Below are 14,084 nucleotides of genomic sequence, written 5' to 3'. Positions count from 1 at the left end.
TTGCTTCACCGAACTGTTGCCTGTCGCGGAAGATCGTTGAACAGCACCCAGGTCGCAGCAACTCGGCTCCACGATCGAGTGAGTGGAGTAGCGCCGGAAGATCCACTACATCCATACTTGTCCTACCGGTGGGGACCGGGGAGACGAGGCCGTCCGGCACAGCGTAAAACGCCAGTGCCGGGCGGCCTCGAGTTATTTCCCCCGGCGCTTCTTAGCCCTTTGCCAACAAAGCACGAAGCGGGGCCCGCCGTACTTCGGCGGGCCCCGCTTCGTGTGGTTCTCAGGCAGCTGATTTTCAGGCAGCGCGAAGCGCGTCGCGCAGTTTCACCTTCGCACCGGTGCGCATGACAGCGTTGCGATAGATCCGGGCGGCGAGCCAGATCAGCCCCGGGATCATCGCGAGCACCAGGAGCACCGCCAGCACCGCCTCCCACGCCGGCACCCCGCCCATCGCCAGCCGGATCGGCATCAGCGTCGGCGAGAACACCGGGATAAGGGAGAGCACCTCGACGAAACTGTTGCCGGGGTCGGCGGGCAGCACCGAAACCCCGATCACGTACCCCAGGATGACGAACATGAGCGCGGGCATGACGGCGCCGCCGACGTCCTCCTGCCGCGAAACGAGCGCACCCAGCGCGGCGAACACGATCGAATACATGAAGAACCCGAGCAGATACCAGACGATCAGCCAGACCAGCGCGCCGATCGCGGCCGACACCGAGATGGTCAGGGCGCCGGTGGCGAGGGCGGCGCCGATGCCGACACCGCCGATCAGCACCATCTGGATCAGCCCGACAGTGCCGATCCCGAGCACCTTCCCGGCCATCAGCTGCCACGGCTTGATCGTCGAGAGCAGCAGTTCCACCACCCGGCTGGTCTTCTCCTCGACCACGCCCTGCGCCACGCTCTGGCCGTTGAGCATCAGCGACATGTAGATCAGCAGCCCGGCGACGAACCCGAGCACCAGCTGGCTGCCGTTGTAGGAGTACGGCTCCTCCTGCGGGCGCACCTCGACCTTGGCCGCCGCCAGCGCGGCCGACACCTTCGCCGGGTCTCCCCCGAGCTGACCGATCTGCTGGTTGAGCGCGACCTGCCCGGCGAGCACGTTCAGCGCGTTGCCGAGCTTGCTGTCGAGGTCCTTCTTGACCACGACCGACACCCCGCCTGCCCCGCGGACGAGCAGCGCGTCGAGCGACCCGTCCTTGACCTTCGCCTCGCCCTCGGCCTCACTCGCGACCTGCGTGGTCGCCACGTCCTCGCCGATCGTCCTGGCACTGACCTGCAGGGGCGCGGCGATCGCGGCCGTCTCGGCGGTATAGCCGACCGTCGCGTCGGAGCCATTGCCGCTGATCAGCTTCGTCAGCAGGATGCCCGCGACGATCAGCACCAGCAGCAGGGTCGTGGTCACCCGGAAGACCTTCGTCCGGACCCGGGTGCTGATCTCGCGCGAGGCCACCAGGCCGACCGCGGATAGCGGGCTCATCCGGACATCGGGACCGGGAACGGGCGCGTTCACGCGGGGACCTCCTGGCTGACGACGGAGCGGAACAACTCGGTGAGCGAGGGCAGGCGACGGGCGAACTCATGCACGGGACCGGTCGCGAGGGCGGCCCTGAGCACCGCCTGGTCGTCGGCGCCCGCGCCGAGTTCGAGCTCGGTCACAGACCCCTTGCGCCCCAGCTGGGTGATCCCGGCCAGACCGGCGGCCCAGCCGTCGGGCGCCTCGGGAGCGTCGACGAGCAGGCGCACGGCACCACCGGCACGCAGCTCGGCCACGGTGCCGTCGGCCTCCATCCGTCCACTCCGGACGATTCCGACGCGGTCGCACAACCGCTCGACCAGATCGAGCTGATGGCTGGAGAACACCACCGGCACGCCCTCGTCGGCCTTCTCGCGCAGCACCTCGCTCATCACGTCCACCGCGACCGGATCCAGCCCGGAGAACGGCTCGTCGAGCACCAGGATGCGCGGATCGTGCACCAGCGCCGCGGCCAGCTGGACGCGCTGCTGATTGCCGAGGCTGAGCTTCTGCACCTCGTCGTCCCGGCGCGCCGCGACCCCCAGCCGCTCGGTCCACACCGTGGCCGACCGGTTGGCCGCCGCGACGGACATCCCGTGTAGCCGCGCGAGGTAGACCAGCTGTTCGGCGACCTTCATCTTGGGATAGAGGCCACGCTCCTCCGGCATGTAGCCGATGTGGCGCCGGGTCTCGTGCGTGATGGGCTCCCCCGCCCAGCGCACCTGACCGGCGTCCCCACTGAGCACCCCGAGCGCGATCCGCATGGTCGTCGTCTTGCCCGCGCCGTTGCTGCCGACGAACCCGAACAGCTCACCGGCCCGCACGTCGAACGTCATTTCCCGCAAGGCGACCACGTCGCCGTAGCGTTTGGAGATCGCGTCGATCTCGAGTACTTGTTCCGGCACTGCCTCTCCCCCGTCACCGTCGGCACACTTCGATCCCCCGACCCTAGGAGCCGCGCCGGAGCTCGCCTAGCGTCACCGGTTGCGTGTCCGCCGTCGAAAGTTGCGCCCCGAAGCATCCCGGTGGGTCCACAATGCTCAACTAGGATCGGCCGACCATGGCAGAAGCGAACCCCGGACGCCGCGTCCCGAAACACCACGGGCTGTCCGCCAAGACCCTCCGGCGGCTCGAACACGCCTCCGGCAGCCTCGCCAGCGCGAGCGTCGCGGCGATGGAACAGCGCCTGAGCTGGTTCGCCCGGCTCCCCGCCGAGCAGCGGGCCAGCGTCGTGCTGATCACCCAGGCGGGCGCCGCCGGCTTCGTGGACTGGCTGCGCGACTCCGGCGAGGCGCTCAAGCTGACCACCGAGGCGTTCCGCGGCGCGCCGACGGAGCTGTCCCGCTGGATCAGCCTGCGCCACGCCGTCGGCATGGTCCGCCTCGCCATCGAGGTCTTCGAGGAACAGCTGCCCGAGTTCGCCGCGAACGAGGCCGAACGCGCCGCGCTCATCGAGGGAATCCTGCGCTACGGCAGGGAAATCGCCTTCGCCGCCGCCAACTCCTACGCCGCCGCGGCCGAGGCGAGAGGCGCCTGGGACGCGCGGCTCGAGGCGCTCGTCGTCGACGGCATCGTCCGTGGCGACGCCGAGGAATCAGTGCTCTCCCGCGCCGCCGCGCTGGGCTGGGACCCGGCGGCCAACGCCACCGCCCTCGTCGGCACCCCCTCCTCAGAAGATCCCCCGACCGTGGTGTTCGAGGTCCGCAGCCGCGCCGCCCGCGTGGGCAGGCCGGTACTGCTGTCAGTCCAGGGCTCCCGGCTGGTCGTCGTCGTCGGCGGCCCCACCGAGGGCAGCGTGAAAAACAGCGAGATCCTGGCCAAACTGTCCGTCGCGTTCGCCGACGGGCCGGTGGTGGCCGGGCCTACCGTGCCGACACTGGCGGAGGCACACCACAGCGCCGTCGAGGCGCTTTCCGGGCTACGGGCGGTTGTGGGCTGGCCTGGGGCGCCGCGACCCGCTCGGTCGGTGGACCTGCTGCCTGAGAGGGCACTTTCGGGGGATCCCGAGGCCGAACGACTGCTCATCGAGCAGATCGCGAAACCGCTGGAGGACGCCGGACCTTCGCTGCTGCAGACCGTTGAGACCTACCTTGAAAGCGGCGGCGTGCTGGAGACGTGCGCACGGGCTCTTTTCGTGCACCCCAACACTGTGCGGTACCGATTGCGGAAGGCCGCGGAACTCACCGGGCGGTATGCGGCTGATCCACGGGACGCTCTGGTGCTGCGGATCGCTTTGACGGTGGGGCGGCTCGCACGGGGGCGGGGGACGTGGTGAGGGACTATTTGGTTTAGTCCTGAGGTGCGGCTAGAAGCCTGTGTTTTTTGGCCAGCGCGCTCACAAACTCGCGCCGCCAGGTCGCCCCTGGCACCGTACGTAAGTGCGGCTTTTGCTTGAAGGGGGGCGACCTGCCGTCGCGAGTTGGGGCGGCCTGGCGGCCGCGAAAGAGGGCGCGCGGCGGTGAAGTCTCCACTCGCAGGGCTCGCGGAGACGCTGTGGTCCCGGACCACGGCGGTGGCTGGGTTTTAGTGGTGCGTGTTGGGGGCGAGTGTGGATGGACCGTGGCTGGTGGGGCTGAGTCTGGGCGGTTCCGCATACCGTGAAGTCTTGGCGCTGGTAGCTGTCGGGGCTGGGCGGTTTCGCACACTGGGAAGTCTTGGTAGCTGGTGACTGTCGGGGCTGGGCTGGTGGTCGCGGACGCTGTTCGGTCTTGGTGTCTGGTGATGGGCGGGGTGTTGGGGTTAGGGTTGGGGTTGGGGTGACCGACTTCATAGCGAAAGCTGGTTGAACCCGACAAGGCTTTTGGGTTACGGACCAGGATCAGCCCTGAGTCTTTGGAGGTTTCCTCCAATTACCGACGCCGTACTTGGTGAGCGTCGACATCCCCGACACCCCGGCCCGCCGTGTTCTCTTAGGGAGTGACTGCAGTCCTCGCTCCCGGCCAGGGTTCCCAGGCCCCCGGCATGTTCACCCCCTGGCTCGAACTCGACGGCACCCGCGAGCGCCTCGAAGCCTGGTCCGCCAGAACCGGACTCGACCTCGTGCGCCTCGGCACCGAAGCCGACGCCGAGGAGATCCAGGACACCGCGATCACCCAGCCACTGGTCGTCGCACTCGCACTGCTGGCCTACGAGCAGCTCGAGCTCCAGAAGCTCGTCTCACCCGACGCCCCCGTGGCCGGGCACTCCGTCGGCGAGCTGGCCGCCGCGGCCATCGCGGGCGTGCTGTCCGCCGAGGACGCCGTCGCGCTGGCCGCCATCCGCGGCGCCGAAATGGCCAAAGCCTGCGCACTCGAGCCGACCAGCATGGCCGCGGTCATGCTGGGCGACCCCGAGCAGATCGTCGCCTGGCTCGCCGACCAGGGCCTCGCCGCCGCCAACCGCAACGGCGCCGGCCAGATCGTCGCCTCCGGCGCCGCCGACGCGATCGCGAAGATCGTCGCCGAGCCCCTCGAAGGCACCAAGGTCCGCGCGCTCAAGGTCGCGGGCGCGTTCCACACCTCGTACATGGCGCCAGCCGAAGAGGCGCTGCGCGCCCACGCCGCGAAGATCACCCCCGCCGACCCGACCCGCCCGCTGCTGTCCAACGCCGACGGCCAGGTCGTCACCGGGGGCGCGGACTACCTCGAGCGGCTCGTCAAGCAGGTCACCAGCCCGGTGCGCTGGGACCTCACCATGGACGGCCTGGCGTCCCTCGGGGTCACCAGTACGCTCGAGCTCCCCCCGGCGGGCACGCTGACCGGTCTGGTCAAGCGTCAGCTCAAGGGCATCGTGACCACGACCATCGCGCTGAAGACGCCAGCCGAGCTGGCGAAGCTTCACGGGCAGGAGGACGCTTCGTGACCAACCGACCCACCTTGCGGCAAAAGCAGGGCCCGAGCGGCACGCGCATCCTCGGTGTGGGCAGCTCGCAGCCCGACCGGGTGGTCACGAACGACGACCTCTCCCAGGTCATCGACACCAACGACCAATGGATCCGCGAGCGCGTCGGCATCATCGAGCGCCGCTTCGCCGACAAGGACGAGTCGCTCGTCGACATGGCCGTCAAGGCGGGTGCCGCCGCGCTGGCCGACTCGGGGGTCGATCCGTCCGAAGTGGACACCGTGATCGTGCCGAACTGCACGATGCCCTCCCAGATCCCCAACGCCGCGGCCCAGGTCGCCGACCGGATCGGGATCAAGGCGCCCGGCGCGTTCGACCTCAACGCCGCCTGCGCCGGGTTCTGCTACGGCGTCGGTGTCGCCTCCGACCTCATCCGCGCCGGCTCGTCGGGCAAGGTGCTGGTGATCGGCGCCGAGAAGCTGACCGACTCCGTCGACCCGCTCGACCGCTCGAACGCGATCATCTTCGCCGACGGCGCGGGCGCCGTGCTGATCGGCGGTGCCGACGAGGCCGAGATCGGCCCGGTCACCTGGGGCAGCGCCGGCGACCAGGTCGACCTGATCTACATGCGCGACGACAAGTACATCTACCAGGAGGGCCAGTCGGTCTTCCGCTGGGCGACCACGCAGATCGCGCCGATCGCGCTGCGCGCGCTGGAGCTGTCCGGACTTGAACCGTCCGATGTGGACGTCCTGATCCCGCACCAGGCGAACCTGCGCATCGTCGAAGCGATCGCGAAGAAGCTGCGCGCCAAGGGCGCCCGCGAGGACATGGTCGTCGCCGACGACATCCGCTACTCGGGCAACACCTCCTCGGCCTCGATCCCCATCGCGCTGGACCACATGCGCAAGGCGGGCACCGCGAAAAAGGGCGACATCGTCCTGGCGGTCGGCTTCGGAGCCGGGCTTTCCTACGCCGGGCAAGCCTTCATCTGCCCGTGATGAATACTTCCCTCGCGGGCAGCTTCAGCGCCCGCGAGGCGGACAAAGAAAAAACCAGAGAAAACCGAGAAGGGAACACCCCAGTGGCAGACAACGCAGAGATCCTCGCCGGCCTCGCCGAGATCGTCGAAGAGGTCGCCGGTGTGGCGCAGGACGACGTCACCGCCGAGAAGTCCTTCGTGGACGACCTCGACATCGACTCACTGTCCATGGTGGAGATCGCTGTCCAGGCCGAGGACAAGTTCGGTGTGAAGATCCCGGACGACGAGCTCGCCAACCTCAAGACCGTGGGCGACGCCGTCAACTACGTCTCCGCCAACTCCAAGTAAGTCCGATAGGCGCCGACCTTGGGAGAGTCCATGAGCAACATCGACGTCGTGATCACCGGGATGGGCGCCACCACGCCCCTTGGCGGAGACGTCGCGTCCACCTGGGACGGCCTGCTGGCAGGGCGGAGCGGGATCGGTCCCCTCGTGGCCGACTGGACCGAGCAGTTCGACCTGCCGGTCAAGATCGCCGCCCAGCTCGCCCAGGATCCGAGCGAGCGACTGCCCCGGGTGCAGGCGCGCAGGCTGGACCGTTGCGAGCAGGTCGCGGTCATCGCCGCACGGGAAGCCTGGGCGGACGCCGGCTTCACCGTGCCCGACGATGACCACCAGGACGTGGAACCCGAGCGCCTGGGGGTGACCATCGGAACCGGTGTCGGCGGGCCGGTCACCCTCGTCAACCAGTTCGAACTGCTCCGGGAGCACGGCATCCGGAAGGTGTCGCCACTGACCGTGCCGATGCTGATGCCGAACGGTCCGGCCGCGCACGTCGGCATCGAGCTCAAGGCCAGGGCGGGCGTGCACTCGCCCGCCTCGGCGTGTGCCTCCGGCGCCGAGGGCATCGCGGCGGGCTACGAGATGATCCGGTCCGGCCGGGCCGACGTCGTGGTCGCCGGGGGTGCCGAAGCCTGCATCCACCCGATCACCCTGGCCGGTTTCGCCCAGGCACGAACGGTCTCGACCCGCAACGACGACCCGACGGCGGCTTCACGGCCGTTCGACTCCGACCGGGACGGCTTCGTGCTCGGCGAGGGCTCCGGTGTCGTGATCCTCGAGCGCGCGGACCGGGCGAAGGCCCGCAACGCGCGGATCTACGCGACGCTCGCCGGGTTCGGCATCACCTCGGACGGCTACCACATCACCGGCAACCACCCCGAGGGCATCGGCCAGATCGCGGCGATGCGCGCGGCGATCACCATGGCCGGGCTGTCCGCCTCGGACATCGGGCACGTCAACGCGCACGCCACCTCCACGGTGGTCGGCGACATCGGCGAAGCGGCCGCCATCCGCGCGGCGATCGGCGAGCACACGATCGTCACCGCGTCCAAGGGCGCGCTCGGTCACCTCGTCGGCGGCGCCGGCGCGGTGGAGGGCATCGCCACGATCCTGGCGCTCTACCACGGCCTGATCCCGGCGACGCTCAACCTGCAGAACCAGGACCCGAAGGTCGACCTCGACATCGTGGCGGGCGAGCCGCGCAAGGCCGAGCTGACCGCGGCACTGAGCAACTCGTTCGGTTTCGGCGGGCACAACACGGCGCTGCTCTTCACCCCCGCGGTGTAGGCAGCCACAAGTGACAGGAAAGGGCCTTTCAGGACAAAAATTGTCCTGAAAGGCCCTTTCCTGTCACGTCAGGTACGGAAGCGGCGCCCGAGCCACCACGCGGCTTCGACGAGCACGATGCCGACGGCCGCGCAGGCGAACGCGCTCAGCGTGTACGAAGCGACGCTCGGGTCCAGTTCGAAGAAGCGCTGGGTGAGCGGCACCAGGAACAACAGCGCCGTCACGATCGTCATGCCGGTGATGAGCCCGACCTTCCACAGCGCGTACGGCCGCGCGACGATGCCCAGCACCCACAGCGCGATGGTCATCAGGGTGATCAGGGCCGTCGTCCCCGCCTGTGTCTTGTCCAGGTCCGTCGCCGCGGTGCCCTGGTACACCAGGAGATAGCTGACGAAGGTCGCCACCGCGATCACCACGCCCGCCGGGATGGCCATCCGCAGCACCCGGCCGACGAACCCGCTGCGGGCGCGCTCGTTGTTGGGCGCCAGTGAGAGCACGAACGCCGGGATGCCGATGGTGAACCACGCGGCGATGCTCACGTGCCGGGGCAGGAACGGGAACGGCACTCCGGCGACGCCCACCATCAGCGCCAGCAGCACCGAATAGACGGTCTTCACCAGGAACAGGTTCGACACCCGCTCGATGTTGCCGATCACCCGCCTGCCCTCGGCCACGACGTGCGGCAGGGTGGCGAACTTGTTGTCCAGCAGCACGATCTGCGCGACCGCCCGGGTCGCCGGGCTGCCCGCCCCCATCGCGACGCCGATGTCGGCGTCCTTGAGCGCCAGGACGTCGTTGACGCCGTCGCCGGTCATCGCGACGGTGTGCCCCCGCGCCTGGAGCGCGCCGACCATCGCTCGCTTCTGCGCCGGGCTGACCCGGCCGAACACCGCGCGGTCCTCCAGTGTCGAGGCGAGGCTCTCCTGGTCTTCCGGCAGGTCCCGGGCGTCGACCGGATGCTCGGCGCCCGGCAGGTCGAGCGAGGCCGCGACCGCGCCGACGGACACCGCGTTGTCGCCCGAGATGACCTTGACCTTCACGTCCTGGTGCGCGAAGTAGTCCAAAGTGTCCTTCGCGTCTTCGCGCACCTTCTGTTCCAGCAGGACCAGCGCGATCGGCTCGATGCGGCCCGGCCCGTCGGCCGCGTCGACCACCCGCTCGGCCCTGCCCAGCAGCAGCACCCGCAGCCCGCGGGCGCCGATCCGCTCGGCTTCGGCTCGCTGCTCGCCCGCGGGAAGCAGCACGTCGGGCGCACCCAGGACCCAATGACCGTGCCCGCCGAAGGACGCGCCGCTCCACTTCCGCGCCGACGAGAACGGCATGGTCGTCGACACTCGCCAGCCCGGATCGTCCCCGTACGCCTCGCCGATGGCCTGCAGGCTGGCGTTCGGCCGCGGGTCGGCGGCCGCGAGTGCGGCGAGCGCCGGTCCCGCCGCGACCCCGGGGGCCAGCTCACGGACCTCAGCGAGCCGCATCGCGTTCTCGGTGAGCGTGCCGGTCTTGTCCGCGCAGACGACGTCGACGCGGGCCAGCCCCTCGATCGCGGGCAGCTCCTGGACCAGGCACTGCCGCTTGCCGAGCCGGATGACGCCCACCGCGAGCGCGACGCTGGTCATCAGTACCAGCCCCTCGGGCACCATCGGGACCAGCGCCGCGACCATGCCGCGCAGCGCGTCGGGCAGCGCCTGGTCGCCGGCGAGCTGGTTGTAGACGGTCAGCGCGCCCGCCGGGATCAGCAGGTAGGTGATGACTTTGAGGATCTTGTCGATCCCGGTGCGCAGTTCAGACTTCACCAGCGTGAACTTGCTGGCCTCGGCCGCGAGCTTGGCCGCGTACGCCTCCTTGCCGACCTTGTCGGCGCGGTAGGCGCCGCTGCCCGCGACCACGAAACTCCCCGACAGGACCGGGTCACCCGGCTGCTTGACCACCGGGTCGGACTCGCCGGTGAGCAGCGATTCGTCGATCTCGAGGGCGTCGGTGCTCAGTGCGGGGCCGTCCACCACGATCTTGTCGCCGGTCCCGAGCTCGATCACGTCGCCGAGGACGACCTCCTCCGGCGGGATCTCGACGCTGCGGCCGTCACGGCGCACGGTCGGCTTCGCCTGCCCGACGATCGCGAGCCGCTCGAGGGTGCGTTTGGCGCGCAGCTCCTGAACGATGCCGACCGCGCTGTTCACGATGATCAGCCCGCCGAACAGCGCGTCGATCAGGTAGCCGGTCGACAGGATGATGACGAACAGCACCCCGTAGATCGCGTTGATCCTGGTGAACACGTTCGCGCGGATGATCTCACCGGTGGTGCGGCTGGTCCTGGTCGTGGCGGCGTTGGTCTCGCCGGCCGCCGCCCGCCGGGCGACTTCCCCGGCGGTGAGCCCGCGGACGTCGTCGACGACGAGGGCCGGATGATCTACTCCCATGGGACGACCCTAGAACCGGATGGCCTACTTTCGCGTCACCCTTCGGGACGACCACCGGATGACGAAAGTCAGCACTTGTCGTGTTCGGGGTTGGTACCGCCCTCGACCGTGTCGAGCTTCCACCGCCCGGACTCCAGGATCAGCGGCAGGACGAGGCGCCAGCGGATGCACCGCTCCTGGAAGTACGGCGGCGCGTCGGCGAGGTCCTGGGTGCTGGTGAATCCGACGAGCACTCGCAGGGAGCCCGGTGAACCCGGCTCGATGCGGTAGATCAGGATGCTGCCGTCCTTGGTCGACCGGTAGTCGTGCAGCCAGTCGGCGCGCGATTTGCCGGCCAGCCTTTCCTGGGTGACGACCTTGCTCCACTGGTCGTAGTTCCGGTCGATGATGGCGTCGAAGTACGTCTGGACGACCTGGCGGACCGGGTCGTTCAGCGGGTGGGTGGCGACGTCCTGGGTGATCTCGACCTCGCGCAGCCCCGGTTCCTGCCCGGGTGCGAGCGAGGTCGGCGTCGACTCCGCGATCGGTTCGGGGGGCAGCGCCTCGGGACGGCGGTAGAGCTCGCGCGCCAGCAGCCCGCCGCCCACGGTCAGGGACAGCACCACGACCAGGACGGGGATGAGCCACCGCTGGCGGGACGGGGCGGGCTGATCTGCGGTCACCCTCAAGAGGTTAACCAATGACCTTCCCGTGTCCCCGACCTCACCCGCTGCCGCTCAAGTCTCAACCGACCTGGTGCAGCCAGGTCACCGGTGCGCCGTCGCCGGCGTGCCGGTACGGCTCGAGTGCCTCGTCCCAGTTGGCCGCGAGCAACTCGTCGAGCTTGTGCGCGAGCGACTCACCCGCGCGGCTCTGGCTGACGAGCGCGCGCAACTGGTCCTCGCCCACGACGATGTCGCCGTTGGCGCTGGTCCGGCCATGCCACAGGCCGAGTCCCGGCGCGAAGCAGAACCGTTCACCGTCGACGCCCGCGCTGGGCTCCTCGGTGACCTCGAACCTCAGCATCGGCCACGCCTTGAGCGCCGACGCCAACTTGCCGCCGGTGCCCGAAGGCGCGCGCCAGCCACATTCGGCGCGAAGCTGACCTGAGCTGGCCGGCTGTGCCGTCCACTTCAGGTCTACGCGGGCACCCAGGGTGCCCGAAATGGCCCACTCGACGTGCGGACATACCGCAGACGGCGACGAGTGGACGTACACCACGCCACGGGTGTTGCCACGGGTGCTCACTGCTGACCTCCGCATTACTCGACGAGGGGCGTCTTCCCCTACGACCTCGCGAGCTGCGCCGGCCCGGTGGTTCTCCTGGCTCTTCCCGGTACGCGTTGAGCACATTGTGCACCCCAACCATGCTGTTTGGCCACACGAACACCACAAGTCGCAGCCGGGTGACGTGCTCACCCGGACGTCGCCCGGACGGGCCGTGGCGTCTTGCGCCATTCGGCGGCATCGGCGCGCTAGCGTGGTGCACCGAGACCGCGAGGAGATGGGGAGGGTTTCGGTGCGACTGGTTCGCCTTGCACAGCAGCCGTCCCGGGTGGCCGAGGACGTCCGAGCGGCGCTCGCCTCACTCGGACGGGGTAGCACGGTCGTGGGTGGGGTGGCGCTGGTCGGTGCCCGCCCGTTCGGCGCCGACCGCATCCTCGAAGCCGTGGTGGTGCTCCCCCAGGGCGTCCTCATCGTCATCGGGGTGGACCTGCCGGATCCGGCGATGCTGCTGGAGGCCCCGCTCGACGGCCCCTGGAAGGCCGACGGCTGGCCGCTGGTGCACGGGGACGACCGGGTCAACCCGGCGACAGAGGCGCTGGAGCTCTCGCGCGAATGCGCGCGCCGCATCAGTTCGGTCGCGCCGGGGGCAGGGCCGGTGGGCACGATCGTCGCGGTGGGCCCGTACGTCGACGCCGTCGACCAGCCGCCCGCGGACCTCGCTGGCACGGTCCGGGTGCTCTACCCGACGCCGACCACGATGCTGGCCGCGACCGTCTCACTCGCCACGGCCGCCCGGCCGCGGTCGGTGGAGCAGGCCCGCGCGCTGATCGGCGTGCTCGCCCCCGACGCGCCGCCGCTGACCGACGAGATGCTGCTCGGCGAGGGGTTCAGCGCTTTCTCCGACAACGAGCCGACGATCATCCGGGAGAACCCGCTCGCCGGGATCACGCCCACCGTCCCGGCCGCCCATCCCGGGAAACCGCAGGCCGAGGCCGAGACGAAGACCCCGGCCAAGAGACCCGCCGCCACCGTGCGAGCCGTGCGGCCGCCGGTCGAGCCGCCAGCCGTCCCTGTCCAGGCTGCCGCCGCCGGTCAGGCTCCCGGTGCCGCCCAGACCGCTGCGGCCGTTCACACTCCCGCGGTCAAGGCGCCCGGCGCCGCTGTCGCGCAAGCTCCGGCGGTCACGAGTCCCGCTGTTCAGACTCCGGCTGTTCGGACTCCCGCGCGACCGGCCGTCCAGAATCCGCCAGCCGAGGCTCCCGCGCGGCCCGCGGCCCCCGCTCAGCCGTCCTCGTCCACCGGGACGCCGCAGCGGCAGCCGCAGGTCACTCCCCCGGCACCGGCACAGCAGGCCTCACGGGGTTCCGCTTCGGCCGGGCTGCCCGCGGCGCCCGCCTCCACGAAATCGAGGCCAGGGCAGCCGAGGAGGTCACGAACGGTCCGCTGGCTGCCGCTGGCCGCGCTGGGGTTGCTGGCCGTCCTGCTCGTCGCGGCCATCAGCGTCGCCTCGAGCGGGGACGACACCGCGGCCCCGGCCACGACACCGCCGCCGGCTCCGGTCAGCAGCGCCCCGCCGACCAGCACGAGCCGTCCGGTGGAGAACATCCAGTTCACCTCGCGCGCGATCGCCGCGGACCAGAAGTGCGCGTCGCACGGGTTCGGCGACGTCCAGGCGAGCCTGCAGCGCACCAGCTGCGCGGAGGTACGGCGGGCGAGCTTCGCCGCGACGATCGACGGACGCCAAGCGGCGGTGTCGGTCGGGATCGTGGAGTTCGCCAGCGCCGAGCAGGCGAGCGCGTTCAAGGACGTCGCCGACACCCCCGGTAGCGGCGGCCTCCTCGACCTCGCCACCGAGACGGGCCAGTGGGAGGCCGAGGCGCCCCGGTTCGATGGCGCCGCCTACCAGAGCCTGATCGACGGCAAGTCGGTCCGGCTCGTGCAGGTGGTGTGGGTGCCCGGACCGTCCGCTCCGGACGATCCGGGCCTCGTCCGCGCGGCGAAGGCCGCGCTGAACCTCCCGGTCAACACCTGATCAGAGGCCGTACTCCTCCAGCAGGCGCAGCCAGACCTCGCTGATGGTGGGGAACGAGGGCACCGCGTGCCAGAGCCGGTGCAGCGGGACCTCGCCGACGATGGCGATGGTCGCCGAGTGCAGCAGCTCGGCCACGTCCTGGCCGACGAAGGTCACGCCGAGCAGCACCTCGCGTTCGGTGTCGACGACCATGCGCGCCTTTCCCGCGTAGCCGTCGGCGTGCAGCGAGGAACCGGCCACCGCGATGTCGATGTCGACCACCCGGTGCGGCTTGCCCTCTTCGGCGTCGGCCAGGCCCACCGAAGCCACCTCCGGATCGGTGAACACGACCTGGGGCACGGCGTGGTGATCGGCCGTCGCCGCGTGGGCGCTCCACGGCTCCGAAGTGACCGTCTCGCCTTTCGCCCGTGCGGCGATCGCGTCCCCGGCGGCGCGGGCGGCGTACTTGCCCTGGTGGGTCAGCGGCGCGCGGCCGGTGAC

11 protein-coding genes and 1 pseudogene are annotated in these 14,084 nt (G+C 70.2%); 6 read left to right on the top strand and 6 right to left on the bottom strand.

Annotated features, from left to right (window positions below; all coding sequences use genetic code 11):
• Positions 1-295: 295 nt before the first annotated feature.
• Both QMK34_RS29500 and QMK34_RS29495 read right to left on the bottom strand, forming a co-directional pair.
• The gene (locus tag QMK34_RS29500) at positions 296-1,483 is read right to left on the bottom strand and encodes an ABC transporter permease (protein WP_326417800.1); all 1,188 of its coding nucleotides are present in this window, start codon (positions 1,481-1,483) and stop codon (positions 296-298) included.
• A 29-nt stretch (positions 1,484-1,512) separates the two neighbouring features.
• Positions 1,513-2,424: an ABC transporter ATP-binding protein gene (locus QMK34_RS29495; RefSeq protein WP_326417774.1), complete on the bottom strand. Its 912-nt coding sequence runs from the start codon at positions 2,422-2,424 to the stop codon at positions 1,513-1,515.
• 155 nt (positions 2,425-2,579) lie between these two features.
• On the opposite strand from QMK34_RS29495, the gene QMK34_RS29490 reads away from it, so the two are divergent.
• The 5 genes from QMK34_RS29490 (at position 2,580) to QMK34_RS29470 (ending at position 7,949) form a co-directional block, all read left to right on the top strand.
• The gene (locus QMK34_RS29490) at positions 2,580-3,794 is read left to right on the top strand and encodes a PucR family transcriptional regulator (RefSeq protein ID WP_326417773.1); all 1,215 of its coding nucleotides are present in this window, start codon (positions 2,580-2,582) and stop codon (positions 3,792-3,794) included.
• A gap of 641 nt (positions 3,795-4,435) precedes the next feature.
• Positions 4,436-5,359 (top strand): ACP S-malonyltransferase, encoded by a 924-nt coding sequence (locus QMK34_RS29485; protein WP_326417772.1) that lies wholly within the window; start codon positions 4,436-4,438, stop codon positions 5,357-5,359.
• A complete protein-coding gene (locus tag QMK34_RS29480) occupies positions 5,356-6,339 on the top strand; it encodes a beta-ketoacyl-ACP synthase III (RefSeq protein WP_326417771.1) in 984 nt (327 codons plus the stop codon). The genes QMK34_RS29485 and QMK34_RS29480 overlap by 4 nt, the downstream gene beginning before the upstream one ends.
• Before the next feature lie 83 nt (positions 6,340-6,422).
• Positions 6,423-6,668 (top strand): acyl carrier protein, encoded by a 246-nt coding sequence (locus QMK34_RS29475; protein WP_004559006.1) that lies wholly within the window; start codon positions 6,423-6,425, stop codon positions 6,666-6,668.
• Positions 6,669-6,698: 30 nt separating this feature from the next.
• Entirely contained in the window at positions 6,699-7,949 is a 1,251-nt protein-coding gene (locus tag QMK34_RS29470; protein ID WP_326417770.1) for a beta-ketoacyl-[acyl-carrier-protein] synthase family protein, read from the top strand.
• 68 nt (positions 7,950-8,017) lie between these two features.
• Here QMK34_RS29470 and QMK34_RS29465 read toward each other — a convergent pair whose 3' ends face one another.
• The 3 genes from QMK34_RS29465 to QMK34_RS29455 all read right to left on the bottom strand — a co-directional run bounded on the left by QMK34_RS29465 (position 8,018) and on the right by QMK34_RS29455 (position 11,608).
• Complete coding sequence (locus QMK34_RS29465) at positions 8,018-10,366, bottom strand: HAD-IC family P-type ATPase (RefSeq protein WP_326417769.1); 2,349 nt, start codon at positions 10,364-10,366, stop codon at positions 8,018-8,020.
• 68 nt (positions 10,367-10,434) lie between these two features.
• Complete coding sequence (locus QMK34_RS29460) at positions 10,435-11,028, bottom strand: hypothetical protein (protein ID WP_326417768.1); 594 nt, start codon at positions 11,026-11,028, stop codon at positions 10,435-10,437.
• 61 nt (positions 11,029-11,089) lie between these two features.
• Positions 11,090-11,608 carry a DUF3145 domain-containing protein gene (locus QMK34_RS29455; RefSeq protein WP_326417767.1) on the bottom strand — a complete coding sequence of 173 codons (519 nt, stop codon included), beginning with the start codon at positions 11,606-11,608 and terminating at the stop codon, positions 11,090-11,092.
• Positions 11,609-11,864: 256 nt separating this feature from the next.
• Between QMK34_RS29455 and QMK34_RS29450 the strand changes: the two genes are divergently transcribed.
• Entirely contained in the window at positions 11,865-13,604 is a 1,740-nt protein-coding gene (locus QMK34_RS29450; RefSeq protein WP_326417766.1) for a hypothetical protein, read from the top strand.
• On the opposite strand, the pseudogene QMK34_RS29445 reads toward QMK34_RS29450, so the two are convergent.
• Positions 13,605-14,084 (bottom strand): annotated as a pseudogene (locus QMK34_RS29445) (pyridine nucleotide-disulfide oxidoreductase); the annotation flags it as partial.

This window comes from Amycolatopsis sp. H20-H5 (assembly GCF_035828755.1).
Lineage (GTDB): Bacteria > Actinomycetota > Actinomycetes > Mycobacteriales > Pseudonocardiaceae > Amycolatopsis.
The sequence above is the reverse complement of the archived record's forward strand: the minus strand, read 5'-3'. Positions and strand labels throughout refer to the sequence as shown.

Excerpts from the sequence above, each read along its gene's own strand:
- QMK34_RS29500 (WP_326417800.1), bottom strand. The coding sequence starts at position 1,483 with ATGAGCCCGCTATCCGCGGTCGGCCTGGTGGCCTCGCGCGAGATCAGC.
- QMK34_RS29490 (WP_326417773.1), top strand. The coding sequence starts at position 2,580 with ATGGCAGAAGCGAACCCCGGACGCCGCGTCCCGAAACACCACGGGCTG.
- QMK34_RS29470 (WP_326417770.1), top strand. The coding sequence starts at position 6,699 with ATGAGCAACATCGACGTCGTGATCACCGGGATGGGCGCCACCACGCCC.
- QMK34_RS29465 (WP_326417769.1), bottom strand. The coding sequence starts at position 10,366 with ATGGGAGTAGATCATCCGGCCCTCGTCGTCGACGACGTCCGCGGGCTC.
- QMK34_RS29455 (WP_326417767.1), bottom strand. The coding sequence starts at position 11,608 with ATGCGGAGGTCAGCAGTGAGCACCCGTGGCAACACCCGTGGCGTGGTG.